The organism is Brevundimonas guildfordensis, from assembly GCF_014836405.1.
Lineage (GTDB): Bacteria > Pseudomonadota > Alphaproteobacteria > Caulobacterales > Caulobacteraceae > Brevundimonas > Brevundimonas guildfordensis.
Genome location: NZ_JACSQU010000003.1, coordinates 129,950 through 148,073 on the forward strand (window position 1 = coordinate 129,950; position 18,124 = coordinate 148,073).

14 protein-coding genes are annotated in these 18,124 nt (G+C 66.2%); 4 read left to right on the forward strand and 10 right to left on the reverse strand.

The window, feature by feature from the left end; all coding sequences use genetic code 11:
- Window positions 1–77: 77 nt before the first annotated feature.
- Genes H9656_RS12205 through hsdR form a run of 4 tightly spaced genes read right to left on the reverse strand, consistent with a single transcriptional unit; the run spans window position 78 to window position 6,809 of the window.
- A complete protein-coding gene (locus H9656_RS12205; RefSeq protein WP_191744540.1) occupies window positions 78–722 on the reverse strand; it encodes a hypothetical protein in 645 nt (214 codons plus the stop codon).
- Window positions 719–1,966 (reverse strand): restriction endonuclease subunit S, encoded by a 1,248-nt coding sequence (locus H9656_RS12210; protein ID WP_191744541.1) that lies wholly within the window; start codon window positions 1,964–1,966, stop codon window positions 719–721. The genes H9656_RS12205 and H9656_RS12210 overlap by 4 nt, the downstream gene beginning before the upstream one ends.
- On the reverse strand, window positions 1,963–3,444 hold the full coding sequence (locus H9656_RS12215) for a class I SAM-dependent DNA methyltransferase (protein ID WP_191744542.1): 1,482 nt from the start codon (window positions 3,442–3,444) through the stop codon (window positions 1,963–1,965). The genes H9656_RS12210 and H9656_RS12215 overlap by 4 nt, the downstream gene beginning before the upstream one ends.
- Entirely contained in the window at window positions 3,426–6,809 is a 3,384-nt protein-coding gene (hsdR, locus tag H9656_RS12220) for a type I restriction-modification system endonuclease (RefSeq protein ID WP_191744543.1), read from the reverse strand. The genes H9656_RS12215 and hsdR overlap by 19 nt, the downstream gene beginning before the upstream one ends.
- A 284-nt stretch (window positions 6,810–7,093) precedes the next feature.
- Between hsdR and H9656_RS12225 the strand changes: the two genes are divergently transcribed.
- Window positions 7,094–7,555: a BRO-N domain-containing protein gene (locus tag H9656_RS12225; protein ID WP_191744544.1), complete on the forward strand. Its 462-nt coding sequence runs from the start codon at window positions 7,094–7,096 to the stop codon at window positions 7,553–7,555.
- A 293-nt stretch (window positions 7,556–7,848) separates the two neighbouring features.
- The gene (locus tag H9656_RS12230) at window positions 7,849–8,391 is read left to right on the forward strand and encodes a recombinase family protein (RefSeq protein ID WP_191744545.1); all 543 of its coding nucleotides are present in this window, start codon (window positions 7,849–7,851) and stop codon (window positions 8,389–8,391) included.
- Between the two features lie 311 nt (window positions 8,392–8,702).
- Here H9656_RS12230 and H9656_RS12235 read toward each other — a convergent pair whose 3' ends face one another.
- The 4 genes from H9656_RS12235 to H9656_RS12250 form a co-directional block, all read right to left on the reverse strand.
- Entirely contained in the window at window positions 8,703–10,151 is a 1,449-nt protein-coding gene (locus H9656_RS12235) for a hypothetical protein (RefSeq protein ID WP_191744546.1), read from the reverse strand.
- Window positions 10,144–11,622 carry a DUF6538 domain-containing protein gene (locus tag H9656_RS12240; RefSeq protein ID WP_191744547.1) on the reverse strand — a complete coding sequence of 493 codons (1,479 nt, stop codon included), beginning with the start codon at window positions 11,620–11,622 and terminating at the stop codon, window positions 10,144–10,146. Before H9656_RS12240 ends, H9656_RS12235 begins: the two co-directional genes overlap by 8 nt.
- A gap of 178 nt (window positions 11,623–11,800) precedes the next feature.
- On the reverse strand, window positions 11,801–12,025 hold the full coding sequence (locus tag H9656_RS12245; RefSeq protein WP_191744548.1) for an oxidoreductase: 225 nt from the start codon (window positions 12,023–12,025) through the stop codon (window positions 11,801–11,803).
- Between the two features lie 103 nt (window positions 12,026–12,128).
- Complete coding sequence (locus H9656_RS12250) at window positions 12,129–13,391, reverse strand: Glu/Leu/Phe/Val family dehydrogenase (RefSeq protein ID WP_191744549.1); 1,263 nt, start codon at window positions 13,389–13,391, stop codon at window positions 12,129–12,131.
- A 241-nt stretch (window positions 13,392–13,632) separates the two neighbouring features.
- On the opposite strand from H9656_RS12250, the gene metK reads away from it, so the two are divergent.
- Together metK and H9656_RS12260 are read left to right on the forward strand one after the other, a co-directional pair.
- Window positions 13,633–14,832, forward strand: a complete 1,200-nt coding sequence (gene metK / locus H9656_RS12255; RefSeq protein WP_191744550.1) for a methionine adenosyltransferase — start codon at window positions 13,633–13,635, stop codon at window positions 14,830–14,832.
- Window positions 14,833–15,019: 187 nt separating this feature from the next.
- The gene (locus tag H9656_RS12260; RefSeq protein WP_191744551.1) at window positions 15,020–16,249 is read left to right on the forward strand and encodes an argininosuccinate synthase; all 1,230 of its coding nucleotides are present in this window, start codon (window positions 15,020–15,022) and stop codon (window positions 16,247–16,249) included.
- A gap of 22 nt (window positions 16,250–16,271) precedes the next feature.
- Here the strand turns inward: H9656_RS12260 and H9656_RS12265 are convergent, their stop codons facing one another.
- Together H9656_RS12265 and H9656_RS12270 are read right to left on the reverse strand one after the other, a co-directional pair.
- Window positions 16,272–17,585, reverse strand: coding sequence for a PQQ-dependent sugar dehydrogenase (locus H9656_RS12265; RefSeq protein ID WP_191744552.1), 1,314 nt, complete (start codon window positions 17,583–17,585; stop codon window positions 16,272–16,274).
- A 5-nt stretch (window positions 17,586–17,590) separates the two neighbouring features.
- Window positions 17,591–18,058: a universal stress protein gene (locus tag H9656_RS12270; protein WP_191744553.1), complete on the reverse strand. Its 468-nt coding sequence runs from the start codon at window positions 18,056–18,058 to the stop codon at window positions 17,591–17,593.
- Between the last annotated feature and the right edge of the window lie 66 nt (window positions 18,059–18,124).

Consider the following 18,124-nt stretch of genomic DNA (forward strand, 5'->3'; position numbering starts at 1 on the left):
CGTGGGCTTCACGCACCGCCACTCTGGTGGCGTCCAGCCACTCAAGCACTCGTCGGGTCACATCGGCGCGCTTCCGGTCAGGCGTAGTGGTCAAAGCCAGGTTTCACGACCAGGCATGGCGCGGACAGCACGGCCAAGTCCGTTGACCACTCAGTGCGTAGCAAGCTCGCGCCGAGCACGCTGAACACCTCAGGCTCGTCGATGGCTGAACGGTAGGGCCGGCCGCCGCGAAGGAGCGCTTGGGTCTCGCGGGCGGCGATAAAGGCGTCGTCGGCGTGGTCGTCGCCCTTCGCCGCCGCTGTGACGAAGGCCTCGAAGAAGAGCGTGTCGCCAGGACGAACCGGAAGGACGCTGAAGTCCGTCGATGCCATAGCCTGGCTCAGCCCTCGACGCAGGCCCGCCAGCGTGTAGGTCACCACCGCCAGCGCGGCCGTGGTCACGGCGGCTCCGGCTCCCGCGCTCCAGGGGCGGGATCCCTCGCCCTTGCGCGCGCTCAGGATCTTGAGGGCCACGGCGGGCGTCGGTATAAACAAGGGGGCCTCGAAGCCGATGGCCAAGGGCCAGCGCGCGCCAAGCGCCGTCATTGCGTCGATGAAGACGTCCAGGTCCTTTCCGAGCACGGGGGCGGCGTTCGTGGCCAGGATCGCCCAGCCCCACTTCCCGCCCTTCGGCGAGCCGACGTCGATCACGCCGATGGCGATATCGGCCCGGCCGTAGTTCATGCGGCCGCCTTGCGCCGCCCTCGGGTGGCCTTGGGAGCGCGGGCGCGTTCGGCGCGGATGCGGTCGAGGAGGACGCTGGCGGGTTCGTCGGCGGGGTCCTGGGCGACCAGTTTGCCTTGAAAAGCTCTGGTAAGGACCGTTTGGTCGAGGCGAGCCAAAAGACGGCGAGCGGCGGCGGCTTCGGCAATCAGACGGTCGATCTCTGAGAAAGCCTGATCAACGCGACGCGCGATTTCGGCTTGCCTCGACGCCGACGGAACCCAGAACGGTGTCTGGTAGAGCGAGCCTTGGTAGATGGCCGCGACACTGGTCGTGGCGCTTTTCTGCCCCTGAAGGTGCGCACGGAACTGGGGGGACTGCATGTAGCGATAGGCGAACTTCGGCAGGACCTCAGCGTCAAATCGCAATCGAAGCAGGTTGTTATTGTAAAGAAAACCAGCTTGCTCTGGCCCGCAGAGCGCGACCTTACCAACCAGTTCGACGCTGTTCCGAGTGTTGAACAATACGTCACCGTCGCGAAGGGCAAAGCGCGCCAACTCTGCATCGGTAGCGCAGACCCGGGTGAGATCCTTGATGTTCCAGCAACCGTCGAGATCGAAGTGCTGCATCCGCACGTAGGGCTCTCCGGTCGCGTCACTTTGTTCGGCCTTCGACCGGACAAGGCCAATCAAGCCGCTCTCGATTGCCGCCGAGAGCGGCAGCATTTCGTCAGACCGACCCTCCATTTCCTTCGCCAGCACCGCCTGCTTGTAGCGGGCGGCAAGGGCGGGGATGCGGTCGAGGTCGGCGCGGGCGCGGGCCGTGCGGGCGGTCAGGGCATCGAGCTTCGCCACGATCCGCCGCTGTTCGGATGCCGGCGGCACAAGGACATCCAGCCCGTAAGCATCCTCGCGACTGAGGCCGGGGATTGCTGTTGCACGGTTCATCGTCTTCAGCGGCAACGACCGCATCAGCCACGCCACAAAACCGGCATCGCAGCCGCCGAAGTCATCGATGAAGTAAGTCGTATCGATTGGGAAGCACGGAGCGGCGCTGAAGTGCAGTTCTCCGATACTCCCTTTTCTACCGAGAATGATGGTCGGGCCTGAGGTCAATGGCTCAATGTGAGTGCCCACTGGGCCGTTCGAACCATAGACCCCGAAATCGCCTCTTTGGCGGGTTTTCTCGGGTAGCGACTTACCGTATTTGAGCTCCCACAGCGCACCCACCGTAGAGTTGGCCCACCCAGTCGGTAGCTCGCTCACGCCTCCACCTCCGCCAGAACGGCCTCCTCACCGGCCAACTCAGCGTCCACCGCCTCGACCTCCGCTAGGGCAGCCCGCAGGTGCCCTAGGATGGCCGCCGCGATGTCCTCAGGGTCGCTAAGGTCGTCCTCGGCGGCGTCGCTGTTGTCGCGCAGCCAGGCGATGTCGAGGTTGTCGTTACGAGCGGTAATGTCGGCGCGGCTGAAGTAGCGGAAGCGGCCTTCGGGGCCTTCGTCCGCGCGCGCTGCGCCGCCGTCGGGATCGTCGCCATAGGCCGCCTCGAAGGCCGCGAAGTCGTCCGCGCGTAGCGGACGGGTCTTGCCGAAGGCCGGCATGTTGGCGCGCAGGTCGTAGACCCAGACGCCCTTGGTGTTGGCCCGGTCGGCTTTGCCGCGCGTCAGGAAGAGGACGTTGGTCTTCACCCCCTGGGCGTAGAAGATGCCGGTGGGCAGGCGCAGGATGGTGTGCAGGTCGGCCAGCTCCATCGCCCATTGGCGCAGGCGCTTGCCCGTGTTGTCCTCGAACAGCACGTTGTCGGGCAGCACCACCGCCGCCCGGCCGCCGGGCTTGAGGGCGCGGACGATGTGCTCGACGAAGGCCAGTTGCTTGTTGGACGTTTCGGCCGTGACCGAGAAGTCGGCCCGGCTGGGACGGCCGCCGCCCTTCTTGGTGCCAAACGGCGGGTTAGTGAGGATTAGGTCCGCCTTGCCCAGGGCCTCGCCATCGGGGGATAGGCTGTCACCCAGGGTGATAGGTCCTTCGATGCCGTGCAGCATCAGGTTCATCAAGGCCAAGCGGTGGGTGTCGGGCACCAGCTCAATGCCGACGAACGCGTTGTTGCGCTGGAAGAAGGCCTCCGCCGGCGTCAGGTTGTAGAGGTCATCGGTGTGGTCCTTGATGTAGCGGTCTGCGGCCACAAGGAAGCCGGCGGTGCCGGCGGCCGGGTCCTCGATCACCTCGCCGGCCTGGGGCTTCATCAGGCGCACGATGCAGTCGATCAGGGGGCGGGGCGTGAAATACTGGCCCGCGCCTGATTTCTTCTCGGCCGCGTTCTTCTCCAGCAGGCCTTCATAGAGCTCGCCCAGGCCCTCCTCGCGCGCCGAAAACCAGTCCAAGCTGTCAATGGCGGTGGTCAGGGTTTTCAGGTTGGCTGGCTTGCGCAACTTGGTCTGGGCGTCGGTGAAGATTGACTGCACGACCGGATCGGCGGCCTTGCCCAGATCAAGCAAGGCGCGCTTGTAGTGGTCGAGCTGGTCAACGCCCTCGCGGCCGGCAATGTCGCTCCAACGGTAGCCATCAAGGATCCGATCCTCGCGACCCGTCTCCTCCATCATCTTCAGGAACAGCAGGAAGGTCAGCTCGGTGACGTATTCCTGGTAGCTGACGCCGTCATCGCGCAGGACGTGGCAGAGGTTCCAGAGCTTTTGGACGATGTTCTGTGTCGTGACACTGCTCTTGGTCAGCTCGCTGTTCGCCATAACGCCTCACTCAGGTCCGACAGGACCGACTCCAACTTGCCGTCGAAGCGCTTGTTAATGACCCGGAAGCCGCCGTCGGCCTTGAAGGGTTCGTCATCCAGCGCCTCGCGGTCGACCACGATGCCCTTCTGCAACTGTTCGCCGATGCGGTGAAGCCACCGCTTCTGAACGTCGGTCCAGTTTCCGTTGCGGATCACCGTGTCGACGGCGGATTTCACGCGGTCGCCATAGGGGATCAGCGGGTCGCCGAGGGCGGCCTGGCGGACATAGCCGATGATTGAGGCGGCGATGTCCTCGTTCTTGGCATCGGACCAGGCGCGGCGGATGCTGGCGTCGGTGAAGCCCTGGGCGTCGAGCTGGAGCCGCAGTTCTCGTAGTTCGGCGCGAGTCAGATCGCGCGGGCGTTGGACCACTGTCTCCAGAGCGGCGATCTTGTTGACGTTGTTCTTTACGAAGGCCGCGAAGGCGTCGAGGTAGTCCTCCGGCCGCTGTCCCTCGCCGTAACCTCTGCTGACGTCGACGACGCGATCCTCATGCGTGGAGATTGGCACCAGGATCGGCTCGCCACCGTCGGTCTTCCAGTCGAGCGCCGGGCCCAGGCCCGGACGCCCTTTCGCCCAGGCCGCCAGTTCGTCGGGCGACGCGGCCCGGAAGCGCTGCAAGGTTTCCTCGGGGGTCTCGCCGGCCGCCAGCTCGGCCTTGGCCCTGGCTTCGGCGGACAGGCCCTTCAGTTTGCGCGACAGTCTGACGATGATCTGGTCGCGCAGGTCGGCGCGGTGGCGCGCGTCCTCGACAGCCGCCAGTTCCTCCAGCAGCTGGGTCAGGGTCAGCTTGGGATCGGCGGCGACGGGCCGCATCTCCGTCAACTCCTGCAAGCGGCTGTAGAGGTCGACGGCGTCGAAGATCCTGAAGGTCTCCTTGTGGATCTCCGGGCAGAGCCGCGTCGCCCGGCCCAGCATCTGCTCGTAGAGGATCCGGCTGTTCACCCGGCGCAGGAACACCAGGTTGGTGATCTTGGGCACATCGACGCCCGTGGTCAGCAGGTCGACCGTGACCGCGATCTTGGGGATGGCGTCGTTGCGGTAGGACAGGATCACCTTGCCTGCGTGGTCGACGCTGCCGGTAATCTTGCGGATCGCCGCGTCCTCAATCTCGCCGTGGGCCTCGCGGAAGGCGTCGCGCAGCGCTTTGACCACGATGTCGGCGTGAGCGTCGGAAGCGGCGAACACCAGGGTCTTGTCCGGCTCAGACAAGTCGATGTGGCGGGTGAGCTCATCGGCGACGGCGCGATTGAAGGGCTCGGTGATGACGGTGCGGTTGAAGCTCTCAACATCGAAGTCGAGGGCGTCGGGCAATTTGAAGAGCTCGGCCTGCCCGGTGGGCGCGTGGACGAAGGTCACTTCGTCCTCGGCTGCGAAGTGGATGCCGTTTTCGGACAGAGCGGTCTTGATGCGGATCGGCGGCTCATGGTCGACCAGGTAGCCGTCGACCACCGCCTCCCGATAGGAATAGCGGAACACCGGCTCGCCGAAGATCTGGACTGTGTGCAGAGCGGGGGTGGCGGTCAGGCCGATCTTGGTGGCGTCGAAATAGTCGAGCACGCGGCGGTATTTTGAGACGTAGTCGTCCTGGTCGCGGAAGCTGAGCTCGGCGTCGGACATCTCGCGGTCCAGCAGGTAGCCCCGGTGGCACTCGTCGATGACCATCAGGTCGTATTGGTCCACCGTCGGCGCGTTCGCGGGGTCGTCGGCGAACAGAGTGCGCCGCACGAGGCCCTGGATGGTGCAGATGTGGATGCGGGTCTCGGGATCGGGCGTCACATCGCCTAGGCCCTTCAGCCCGAAGATCTCGGCGAAGGCCTTGCCGCCGACGATTTTGCTAGTGGTGAACTCGCGCTCGGTCTGTTCGCCAAGTGCGCTCCGGTCGACCACAAAGCAAACGCTGCGGAAGCGTTTGGCCGCGATGAGCCGATAGAGCATGGCGATGGCCAGCTTGGTCTTGCCGGTGCCCGTGGCCATGCCGACCAGCATGTGCGGCCGGTTTTCGGTCAGTCCCTTCTCGACCGCCTCTATAGCTTGGCGCTGGTAGGGTCGCAGCTCGAAGCCGAAGTTGAAGCCTTGGGTCTCCAGAGCCGCTTCGGCCGCGTCCTGGTCGGCCTCAAGGCGCTCCAAAAGGCCGTCGGGAGAGGGCCAGGCCATCAACGCCGAAGCCGCGTTGGTCGGACGGCGCAGGTCCCTCCGCCAAATGCCGGACGCCGTTTCCAACTGCTTCAGGTAGGGCCGCCCATTGGTCGAGAAGGCGAAGGGGGCCTTGAACTCGCCCCACGGGCCTTGGGCGTGCTGATGCGCGGTTCCCGGGGCGATGCCAGCGGCGTAGCGCTCGGCCTGGGGCAGCACACTCATGACATTGCGGTTTCGCCGCTTGGCCTCGACGACGCCGACGAGGATCAGCCCCGCGAAGAGCGCGTAGTCGGCAGGACCGCTCGCGGTCGGCCACTCCGCGATGGCGAGGTTTCGTCCCTTGGTGGGCCGAGCGCCCTTCCCGTAGCGAAGCTCCTGGGTGTCGGCTTCCCAGCCGGCCGCGCGGAGTTGCTGGTCGATGATGGCGCGGGTAGCCGCCTCGTCGAGATTTATGACGCTATCCGCTGCCTCCGCCGCCTTTTCGAACTTGGCGAGCTCGGCGGGCGCAACCTTCTCGGCCTGCCTCTGGGTGACCTCCAGAGCGGCCCTGACTTGGTCGGCGGCGGCCTCGGCCTCCTCCGCTAGCTTCCGCCAGACCTCGCGCTCCTCGGCTTCTTGACGCAGACGCTCGGCCGTTTCGAGGTTTTCCTGGGCTAGGGCGTCGGCGCGAGCCTGAGCAATCTCGGCGGCGCTCTTGTGGCCTTCGGCCTCGACCTTCAGCCGCTCCAGCTCGGCCCGCAGACTGGCCGTGGGGTCAGCCGGCGGGGGCGGCGGCACAAACGGGTCCAGGGCGAGCTTGGGTTTACCGCAATAGGCTCGGACAAACCACGCACCGAGTTCGCGGGCGACTTTCAGGCCTGCCAGAGCGGTGGCGAAGTCGTCTTGTCCTTGGTGGACGGCGTTGTTGCCGAACTTGCGCAGGTAGTGAAACAGATCCAGCGCTTGGCGGGAAGCGTAGCCGGCGCGGCCGAGCACTCCGAGGATGTCGGAGAACGACTCGTCGGGCGACTTTAGCGACCCCGTCCTCGCCGCGACCTCCTTCGCCAGCAACTCGGCGAACTGGCGCAGCTTGATCAGAGTGGTGTTGGGGTCTGTGCGGAAGTAGTGCTCGGCCTGGGCCGCCAATCGAACCAGCTGCGGCTCTTGCTCGCGCAGGAACTCGAAGTTGGCTGTCATTGGTTGCATCAGTTCCCCATTTCCGCCCGGCCGCAGTTGAGACGAAAGGGGAGGGTGACGCAACTAGTGCGGAGCTTGGCCCGTCGGATTGGGCGGAAGTAAGCGAGATCCGGGTCAGCGGCGCTAGACGGCCAGGGAGCCTCGCTGGCGAGTTTTTTACAGATGACTCAGAGATCTATGGCCGCTTCGATCTGGGCGCTTACGAGTCATTTGGAGGGCTCCTAGAGGGTGCTGAATTAAGCCGCACCCTTGGAGACCCATGCGCGCCTCGGGGTCACCCGAAAGGCCTCGGGATGGTTGGGGTTAAGGTCGCCCGCGCCACCGTCGACGTCGTGAACATCCGCACCACCATGATCGACGGTGATCCGTGGTTCGTCGCCGCTGACGTCTGCCGCGCCCTGGGCCTTCGTCCAGACGCCTCCAAGGACAGCCGGATCGAGCCCACAGAGTTCGTGGTCATCGCCAAGCAACGGGATTTGACCCCGTCACTCCTCGGTCTGTTCCAAGGGACCAACCACAAGCTCCGTCTTCTGTCCGAGTCTGGCCTCTACAAACTCATCATGCGCTCGGACAAAGCCGAGGCCGTCGTCTTCCAGAACTGGGTGACCCAGGAGATCCTGCCGTCCATCCGCAAGACCGGCAAGTATGCCCCGGCCGACCACGGCCGGGAGGCCCTGCCGCTGCCCATGGACATCGCTGAGGCGCAGTCGTGGTTTCAGAAGGCGGTCGCTTTTAGGGTCGATTATCCGCGCTGACATATACAAGCGTGAAGCTTCGAAGATCCCCCCCATGGGGGTCCCCTTCGATCATTCTGGAGGTGCCCCAGGGATTGAGTGGCATGTCCTCTACCTTTCTACACGCCTGATGTGCCGCCGCCGCGTAGCGCTAGGGGAGCTCGCCTGCCTTCGTGGCCCGGCTCTGCCGCCGTCCCAAACGGGTAGACGCCAAAGAGACATTCCGGCGAGACACCACAAGCGTCCCATATGGGTTGACTTGGTGCTTTTGAGACGCCACCGTCTCATGGTCTAGAACTCATTGGGACACCGTCATGTCGCTTATTGGATACGCCCGCGTCAGCACCACCGACCAGGACCTCACCATCCAGCTGGACCAGCTCCAGGCGGCCGGGTGCGACAAGGTTTTCGCAGAGAAGCGGTCCGGCACGACTACCGCCGAACGGGACCAGTTGGCGCTCGCGCTCGACTATGTCCGGGAAGGCGACGTCCTGCTCGTCACGCGCCTGGATCGCCTGGCCCGTTCCATCATCGACCTGCGCCAGATCATCGACCGGCTCCAGGCACGGGGCGTAGGCTTCCGCGCCCTAAACCAGGCCGCCATGGACACGACCCGGTCCGATGGCAGGCTGATGCTCAACATGCTGGCGGCCTTCGCCGAGTTCGAGACCGACCTGCGCCGCGAGCGCCAGATGGAGGGGATCGCCAAGGCCAAGGCGGCTGGGGTCTACAAGGGCCGCAAGCCCACCGTCGACGTCGAGGCCGTTCGCCGTCTGCGCGCGGAGGGCGTGGGTCCGGCCGAGATCGCCCGCCGCCTGGGCATCGGCCGCGCCTCCGTCTACCGGGCCCTCGAATGACGCCACCCCCTTGCCCACCCCTGCTTCTTTTCACTTCCTTACGACCTCTAGTATAGGCCTAGGGGACCGGAGGTGACCCGAGCGCCAGGAGGAGGGGGAGGCCCTCCCAGTCCTACAGCCAGAGGACTCCGAAGGTGACCCCGACGTTCCACGGTGTCCGCGACCGGGTTCTGGCGGCTTCTGGCCGGTCCTCGCCCGCAGGCTCTTACGACCTCTAGTATAGGCCTAGGGGACCCCGAGGTGACCCGAGCGTGACCCTCGGCGTTGAGGGCGAAGGGACCACCCCTCCTCCTACCCGCGCCAGGAGACCGTCAGCTCCAGCGAGCAGCGAAGGCGAGGAAGTCGGCCTCTTCTTCGCCGGAGCTGAAGCCACGGATCACCGGCGCGGCGGGCGCAGCGACCAAGCGCGACAGCTGCCCCTGGTAGGCTAGGGCCATGGTCTCGGCCAGCTTCCGTTCATCCCGCCTGGCGACGATGAAGCTGTCGTGGACGGGCAGGATGGGTCGCTTCATCGCCACGGTGAAGTAGTTCATCACCACGTCGGCGATGGCGGCGTCGATGGCTTGCAACTCCAGCCCGCGCAGCCCCTGACGGAACCAGTTTGATATGCTGCCATGTCGGGCCTCAAGGCGGGCCACCAGTGCCTTGTAGGACATGCGACCTTTCAGCCTGGCAGTCGCTCCCGGCGGGGCCTTCACGCGCGCCTTCCCGGGCTGGGCGTTCAACAACTGCATCATGGCAATCTTCACCACGTCCCGTAGCGTGTCCGGCACGCCAGGCACGGCGTAGGGGTCGTCATCAGCCGCCAGGGGCGCGCCGTTCAACTGGTAACACAGCCGAGGGTGCAGGCTGGCGAAGTCCAGCTCGACCGTCTCCTCGCCGTCGATCAGGAGCCGCTCGCGATCCGCCTTGGACAAGCCTTGCCACCAGCCCCCGTAGAAGCGGCCGCCTCGATCCCAACGTCCGTCGTTGAAGATGCGGTAGAGACGGCACGATCCCGCGCCGCGTGCCTGGAACTCCTCGGCGTCGCCCAAGGGGTCCTCCAGGGGGTCGCCCGGGGGAGTCTTCCCGCCGCTGGTCCGGTGCGCTCCTAGAGTGACCTCATGGCCCGCCATCATCGCCGCCCAGGACCGCAGCCGATCCCGCATGGCCGTGGTGTCGGGCGTGTCGTCGTAATGCAGAAGCGGCTTACGGCCCCGTCGCGTCTTTGCTGGCCCCTTCAGGCGGATCAGCTCGAACCTGTCGTTCAGGGCGACGTCATCATCCGTCAGGCCTTGTTCACCGGCCCAGGCCAGAAGCCCGTCGGTTCCGCGCAGCCGGGACAGGTAGCCCCGGCCCGACTGACCGAAGCCATGATCTTCCCGCCGGTAGCTCCCGGCACGGCCTTCGGCGAGTCCTGTGCTCGTCAGGAAGTCCGCAACAAGCGTGACAGTGGTCTTCGAAGCTTCAGGATGTCGGTAGCGATCCGGTCCGACATAGCCCAGGTCGCCGCGTGAGTAGGCCAACCAGCGTGTCGACGTATCGCGCCGCGCCAGCCAGAGCTCCAGCGTTACGGCCTCCAGTATGACCCGTAGCCGCCCACGGTCCGCCGCGCGTCGCCTGCGCGCCCGCTTGGGCTCCCACGCCTCCAGGTCGTCGAGAAGGGCGTCGATGGCCGCGCTCGCCCGGGAAGTGGCCGCTTCGCGGTCCCAGCGGATCGGGCGGCTGTCGGTCAGGTGTCTTCGGTCTTGGATCGGGCTGACATCGTCCTCGTCACGCATCGACAGCCTCGTCCTGTCCTGAGCCGCGCGGGCCGCTCGGCTTAAAATCAGCCGTTCCAGCTTCTGCCCGGACACCCCTTGGAAGGCGCACCGCCTCGACCACCGCGCGCCGCTGATCCAGGGAAGGGCCTGCCGAATAGACGCCCAGCGTCATACCCTCGCGGCCTTCCTTGTGGCCGAGGACAGCCGAGATGAGGTGGGGCGGCTGACCGGCCTGCTCGGCTTTCGTCGCGAACCATCGGCGGAAGGAGTGGAAGTCAGCGTCCGACTGGCGGCGTCCGCCCTGGCGCGCATCTAGGCCAAGGTCGCGGCGGTAGGCCGTGAACCATTCTGCGACCTTATAGCCGCGTCGCTCCGGCCGACTGGCAGGGGCCGTCAGTTCCTCCAGCAAGTATGCGTCCGCCGCCTTGCCCTCGACCCGTCGAGCGACCAGGTCGGTTAGGTCGGGGTGGATCGGGACCGAACGCTCTCCGGCGGCGGTCTTGCTCCTGGTGACAACAAAGACGCCGCCCTCAGTATCCCGAACCCTCAGATTGCCGATCTCGGCCTGACGCATCCCGGTCAGGGCAGCGAGAAGCATCATGTCCCTCAGCGTGGCCTTGGCGGGTCCTGAGAGCAGCGCCTTGATCTCATCGTCCGTGAACGCCCGCTTATCAGCATTTGTGCTCCGGTCCACCTCCCGGCGAGACAGGCCCGCCCACGGGTTTGACACCACGATATGACGACGGCGCATCCAGTTCCAGTAAGCCGACAGGGCAGAGATATAGGAGTTAAGCGTCTGAATGGTCCGACCCGACGCGGTGCTGTCTACGAATTGATCCGCGACCCTCCCCGTCACTGCATGGATATTGTCGGTGTGGCGGTTGGCGATGAGCCACTTGGTCAGGGCCTTCGTCGCCGTCCTCGTTCGCGCGGCATAGCTCGCCTTCACGCCCTCCTGAAGCATGTAGCGGTCCAGTTCCTCGGCCACGGGCACTATGTCGCCTGTCACTTTGCCCACAAGAGCCAAAGCGGCCCGTTCTTTGTCAGCATCGTATTGTGGGGCGGCCACGCCGTCGTCTTCGTTTGTGGGGTCGCCTAGCAGCCCTTCCACAGTGGCCTCCCAGGATTCCTCCAAGTCCACCGGGATCGCATAGCGCCCGGGCCGTTGGGGATCGGGGACGCGGCGCTCCGCCCACCACGCCTCAGCCTTCCGCTGTTCTGCCGTAGGGTCTCCCTTGGCGTCTTTGCGCGTCCCGTCGAGGTTCCGACGCGCCGCCTCTATCTCCGCCCGCATCCGTCCCGCCTCGACAACGGCCCGGGCGCAAGCAACGCCGAAGTCTTCCGTCTCTAGGGATTGCCAGAGCTCGGTCTTCCCCAAGGCCTCGCGGGACGCTTGGGGCACCTTCATGCGGACGTAGTAGAAGCGCGACCCCTTGCGCTTGATGGGGGTGGGGACGCCGACGGGTCTTCCTGCTGGGGGCTTAGCCATGGACGGTGGCGTAGCAGTTTGGCGGCAAGAAGTGTAGCAGTTACCCCTGCAAGACGCTGAAAATACTGAGTTTATTGACTTTCAGCTCCCCCAAGAACCGCGTCACCTAAGCGGCACCACCTTTCCTGCATGATCACGGTCGGACCCAGGCCTCACGGCGAAGACGGACGCTTGGATATCAGGCTGCCAGCGCGCGGAGGGGCTGAACCGGCGAGAGGTCAGAAGGGGCGAAGCTGCGAACCTCGTGATTGCCGCGGTACAGGTCGATGCGTTCCAGGCGCGGCCAGGCGCGCGCGACCTCGGTCAGGCCGCGCACGGCCTCGACCTCGGTAGCGCCGGGCAAGACGCACAGCTCGGGCGTGATCGCCTCGGGCGTGTGGATCAGGCAGTAGAAGACATCCATCGCGCAGTCCCAACTTCGCTCGCCGTCCCCTTGCCGAAGGAAGATGACGAGCCGCCGTTGGAAGTGCGACGCTTTGGCGAAGTCTGCCGCCCGGCGTTCAGCCCTAGCTGGCGAAGAACTGCTGGGTGCCGTGCGCCTCGATCGCCCCGGCCAGACGGCCAAGCGCGTGGATATAGGCCGCCGTGCGCAGGGTGACGCCCTTCTCCTCAGCGATGGACCAGACGGCGTCGCCCTCGGTCTCGATGATGGTCTTGAGCCGCGACTGCACTTCCTCGAGCGTCCAATAGTAGCCCTGTCGGTTCTGGACCCACTCGAAATAGGACACCGTCACCCCGCCGGCGTTGGCCAGGATGTCGGGCAGGACGATCACGCCCTGCTCGGCCAGAATCCGATCCCCCTCGGGCGTGATCGGGCCGTTGGCCAATTCCAGAACGACCTTGGCCTGGACCGAGGCGGCGTTGCCGTCGTGGATCATGTCCTCCATTGCGGAAGGCGCCAGGACGTCGCAATCGACACCGATTAGGTCCTCTGGCGAAATGGTCTTGCCGCCATGGTTGGCCTGAACCACCGAATGACCGCCCGCCTTGGCCGCCAGCAGGGCGTCAAGGTCCAGCCCGGCGGCGGCGTAGACCGCCCCGCCGGAGTCCGATACGGCCACGATCTTGGCGCCGATGCTGCGGAACAGCCGCGCCACATGCTGGCCCGCATTGCCGAAGCCCTGAACCGCCACGCGCAGGCCCTCGGTCGGCAGGCCCAGACGCTCGGTCAGGTGGCAGGTCAGGTAGAAGCCGCCGCGCGCCGTGGCGTCCTCGCGTCCGACCGAGCCGCCCAGGGCGATGGGCTTGCCGGTGATGACGGCCGGCGCCGCCTGACCCTGGATCGAGGCGTACTCATCGGCCATCCAGCCCATGATCATGGCGTTGGTGTAGACATCGGGCGCGGGGATGTCGCGGTCGGGGCCGATGATGCCCGCGAACGCCTGGACATAGGCGCGCGATAGCCGCTCCAGTTCGGCCTTGGACAGGCTTTTGGGGTCGACCTGCACGGCCCCCTTGCCGCCGCCGTAAGGCAGGTTGGTCACGGCGCATTTGACCGTCATCCAGAAGGCCAGGGTCTCGACCTCTTCGGCCGTCGAGTCGGGGTGGAAGCGGATGCCGCCCTTGGTCGGGCCGCGCGTGTCGTCATAGCGACAACGCCAGGCGAGGAAGGACTTTCGCGACCCGTCGTCCATGCGGATCAACAGGCGGACCTTCATCGTCTCGCGCGGATACTTCAGCTTCTCCAGCACATCGCTGTCGATCTGCACGTGGCGGGCGGCCTCGTCGAGACGGGTCAGGGCCGCGTCTAGGATGTCTGGATTCGGCATGATCGTTCCAAATGTCTAGGCGTTATCCCGCCTCCATGCAGGAAACGGTTCGGATACTCGGGGAGGAGTAGATTTTGCTGCCACACGAAATGGTGCAATGCAATAGTCCGCACGCGGACGCGCATCGCAGCGCCGCGGCCCGCGCGATCCCAACGGAGGTCGGCGGCGGGACAGAAGCCGCCTTGCACGTATAAGCATATCTTTATATGTCTGGCGGATTGTCGTCACGCAGGAGCCTGCCTTGGCCCGTTCGTCGTTCCTCTTCACCTCCGAGAGCGTTTCGGAAGGCCACCCCGACAAGGTCGCCGATCAGATTTCGGACGCCATTGTCGACCTCTTCCTGTCCAAGGACCCCGAGGCGCGGGTGGCCTGTGAGACCCTGACGACGACCAATCTGGTGGTGCTGGCCGGCGAAATCCGCGGCGAAGGCATCATGGACACGGAAGGCAACTGGGCCCCCGGGGTGGAGCAGGAGATCGAGGATACGGTGCGCGGCGTCGTTCGCGACATCGGCTATGAGCAGGACGGCTTCGACTGGAAGACGCTGGAGTTCCAGAACCACCTGCACCCCCAATCCGCCCACATCGCCCAGGGCGTCGACGCCGGCGAAGACAAGGACGAGGGCGCGGGCGACCAGGGCATCATGTTCGGCTACGCCTCGAACGAGACGCCGGAGCTGATGCCCGCCACGCTGCAATACAGCCACAACATCCTGAAGGCCCTGGCTGACGCCCGCCACGCCGGCCTGGAGCCGGGCCTCGAGCCCGACGCGAAGAGTCAGGTCACCCTTTTCTACGAGGACGGCCGCCCGACGCGGGCGACCTCCATCGTCGTCTCGACCCAGCACAAGGCGAACCTGAGCCAGGAGCAGGTCGCCGCCATCGTGAAGCCCTATGTCGAGAAGGTGCTGCCGGAAGGCTTCATCACCGCCGAGACCGAGTGGCACATCAACCCGACCGGCACCTTCGTCATCGGCGGGCCGGACGGCGACGCCGGCCTGACCGGGCGCAAGATCATCGTCGACACCTACGGCGGCGCGGCCCCGCACGGCGGCGGCGCCTTCTCGGGCAAGGACCCGACCAAGGTCGACCGCTCGGCCGCCTACGCCTGCCGCTACCTGGCCAAGAACGTCGTCGCGGCGGGCCTCGCCGACCGCTGCACCATCCAGATCAGCTACGCCATCGGCGTGTCCAAACCCCTGTCGGTCCACGTGGACCTGCATGGCACAGGCAAGATCGACGAAGCGGTGCTGGAGCGCGAACTGCCCAAGCTGATCGGCGGCGCCTCGCCGCGCGCTATCCGCGAGCATCTGGGCCTGAACAAGCCCATCTATCGCCGCAGCGCCGCCTATGGCCATTTCGGCCGGACGCCCGACGCCGACGGCGGCTTCTCGTGGGAAAAGACCGACCTGGTGGACGCGCTCAAAGCCCTCGCCGTCTGAACCGGCTAAACGGCTGAAAAATCAGCCTGAAATAAGGGCGTTGCGGGCTGGCTCGCGGCGCCCTTTCTGCTTAGAGCGGCGGTTCGCGGCGCAGAGCCGCAATCATGCCCTTGCATCCCGGCGCGTCTGGTCCTTTAAGCGCGCCGAATGCGCCGATACGCATCCTGTTGAAAGGAATTCCCGACCGATGAGCAAGCCCGCCCCCAAGAAAGTCGTCCTCGCCTATTCGGGCGGGCTGGACACGTCGATCATCCTGAAGTGGCTGCAGACGGAATATAACGCCGAGGTGGTGACCTTCACCGCCGACCTGGGTCAGGGCGAGGAGCTCGCCCCCGCCAAGGAAAAGGCGCTGAAGCTGGGCATCAAGCCCGAGAACATCTTCATCGACGACCTGCGCGAAGAGTTCGTGCGCGACTTCGTCTTCCCGATGTTCCGCGCCAACACCGTCTACGAGGGCCAGTATCTGCTGGGCACCTCGATCGCCCGCCCGCTGATCTCCAAGCGCCAGATCGAGATCGCCCGCATGGTCGGCGCCGACGCCGTCTGTCACGGGGCCACCGGCAAGGGCAACGACCAGGTCCGCTTCGAGCTGGGTTACTATGCCCTGGAGCCCGACATCCGCGTCGTCGCCCCATGGCGCGAGTGGGACTTCAAGTCTCGCGAAGCCCTGCTGGAGTTCGCCGAGAAGCACCAGATCCCGATCTCCAAGGACAAGCGCGGCGAGGCGCCCTTCTCGGTCGACGCCAACCTTCTGCACTCCTCGTCCGAGGGCAAGGTGCTGGAAGACCCGGCCGTCGAGGCGCCCGAGTTCGTGCACCAGCGCACCATCGCGCCGGAAGACGCGCCGGACACCCCGACCATCATCACCATCGCCTATGAAAAGGGCGATCCGGTCGCCATCGACGGCGAGGCTCTGTCGCCCGCCGCCCTACTGACGAAGCTGAACCAGCTGGGCCACGACAACGGCGTCGGCCGTCTGGACATGGTCGAGAACCGCTTCATCGGCATGAAGTCGCGCGGCGTCTATGAGACCCCCGGCGGCACCATCATGCTGGCCGCCCACCGCGGCATGGAGTCGATCACGCTGGATCGCGGCGCCATGCACCTGAAGGACGAGCTGATGCCGAAGTACGCCTCGCTCATCTACAACGGCTTCTGGTTCAGCCCCGAGCGCGAGATGCTGCAGGCCGCCATCGACCACAGCCAGCAGAAGGTCTCGGGCACGGTTCGCGTCAAGCTCTACAAGGGCAACGTCACCATCATCGGCCGCGAGAGCCCCAACAGCCTGTACGATCAGGATCTGGTGACCTTCGAGGAAGGCGTTCAGGCCTATGACCACAAGGACGCCGAGGGCTTCATCAAGCTGAACGCCCTGCGCCTGCGCGTCCTGGCCAAGCGGGACGGCCAGAAGGGCTAAAACGCCCTCTTAAAACCCAAGCCTACCGGGGCCGGGCGATTCTCAGGATCGCCCGGCTTCTGTCATCCGTGACCCAGATGGAGCCGTCCGGCGCCGTCGCCATCGTCACCGGCGAGCCGCGCGGATGGCGCCCGGCGATCCTGTCCCAGCCCGGCGTCAGCACCTTGCCGTTCACGCTCGACGCGCCGGCGGGGTAGGGCAGGGCGCCGCGCGGATAGATGGCGTAGCGTCCGCCGATATCGGTCAGGGGCCGCCCCGCCTCGTCCGTCTCGACCGCCACGATGCGTCCCGCCGTGCGGCGGAAACCGTGCCAGGTCATCAGCAGCCGCCCCTGCAGTTCGGGGAACATCGCGCCTTCGTAGTAGATCAGATCCAGCGGCGCCGCGTGCGGCGGCAGCAGGGCGATCGGTTTCTCGCGCTCATGGCAGCGCGCCTGACGCGCCGGCCAGCCCGGCAGCGGCGTGACCAGATCGACGCAATAGGGCCAGCCGTAATGGCGCCCCTGCGTCAGGACGTTGATCTCGTCATAGGGGTGCTCGGGCGTGTCCAGATCGACCGAGTTCTCGGCCTGAAGCACCGTTCCCGACGGGTGCCGCACCAGGGCGATGGAGTTCCTCAAGCCTGAGGCGAAGACGGTGCTGTCCTCGGCCCAGCGGCCGTTCCCCAGATAGGCGTGGCTTCGCACCTGCGCCGTCGCGGCGTCCTCGACGCAGGCCCCGCGCGCGTCCGTCTTCGGCTTGCCTGCCGCATCGAGGCAGCGGTCGCTGGGCGCCCCGACATTGACCAGCAGGTCGCCGTTCCCATCGAAGACGAAGCTGGACAGCGGGTGGCGGTTGTCGTGCAGGCGGTTGTCTGGCAGGTCGCCGATGACGGTTCGGACGCTGGCCTGCGCATCGGCGGCGTCGGGGTCCAGCGTCAGGATGCGGTTCATCTCGGACACATAGATGCGTCCGTCCGGCCCGCGCTTCACCGTGTGCGGCATCGACAGGCCGCCCGCCAGCCGTCGCCAGCGCGCTGCGCCGTCAGCCGCAAACGACAGGCGCCACACCGCCCCCTTGCCCGCCTCCCACGCGCCCAGATCGGTGACCAGCCAGTCGCCGTTCTCCAGCGGCAGCAGGCCGCGCGGCATACGCGGGCCGTCCTGTCCGCCTCCCTGCCATACCAATCCGAGACAATAGCCCGGCGCCATCCGCACCTGCGTCGCCGGGCGGCCGTCGCATTCGCCCTGGACCGCATAGCTTCGCGCCGCCGACTGCGCCGTCGACTGCGCCCGGGCGTCAGGCGCGAACGCCGCCAGCGACAACAGGACGGCGGCGGCGACCAGACGGGTTTTCATGACGGTCAGGCCAGGTCCTGAATCTCTTCGTCGGTCAGTTCGCCGGGCACGATGGTGACAGGCAGTTTGCGGCCGGTGAAGGCGGCGCCCTGTTTCAGCACCGCCGAGATCAGCGGGCCGGGACCGCGCCCATTGGCCCCAGCGGCCAGGATGAGGATTTTGATGTCAGGGTCGTCGCCAACGGCCTTGCGGATGGCGGCCTGGGGATCGCCGTCCTCGATCAGATAGACGGGCGGGGCGCCCGAGGTTTCGGCGACCTTCTCGCCCAGTCGGGTCAGCAGGCTTTCCGCCTCTTCGCGCTGCTGGCGGCGGATTTCGTCGCGGACGCCGGACCAGTGCTCGTCCGATCCGCCGGGCAGGGCGCGCAGCAGCGCCACATGGCCCCCGGTCGAGCGCGCCCGGCGCGAGGCGTAGGCCAGGGCGGCGCCCAGCTCGGGACTGTCGTCGACGACGACGAGGAACTTCCTGGGCATGGGCCCTCCGGTTCACTGAACAGCAAGGCGCCACCTAAACCGACCCCGCCCCAAACGCCAAGGCCC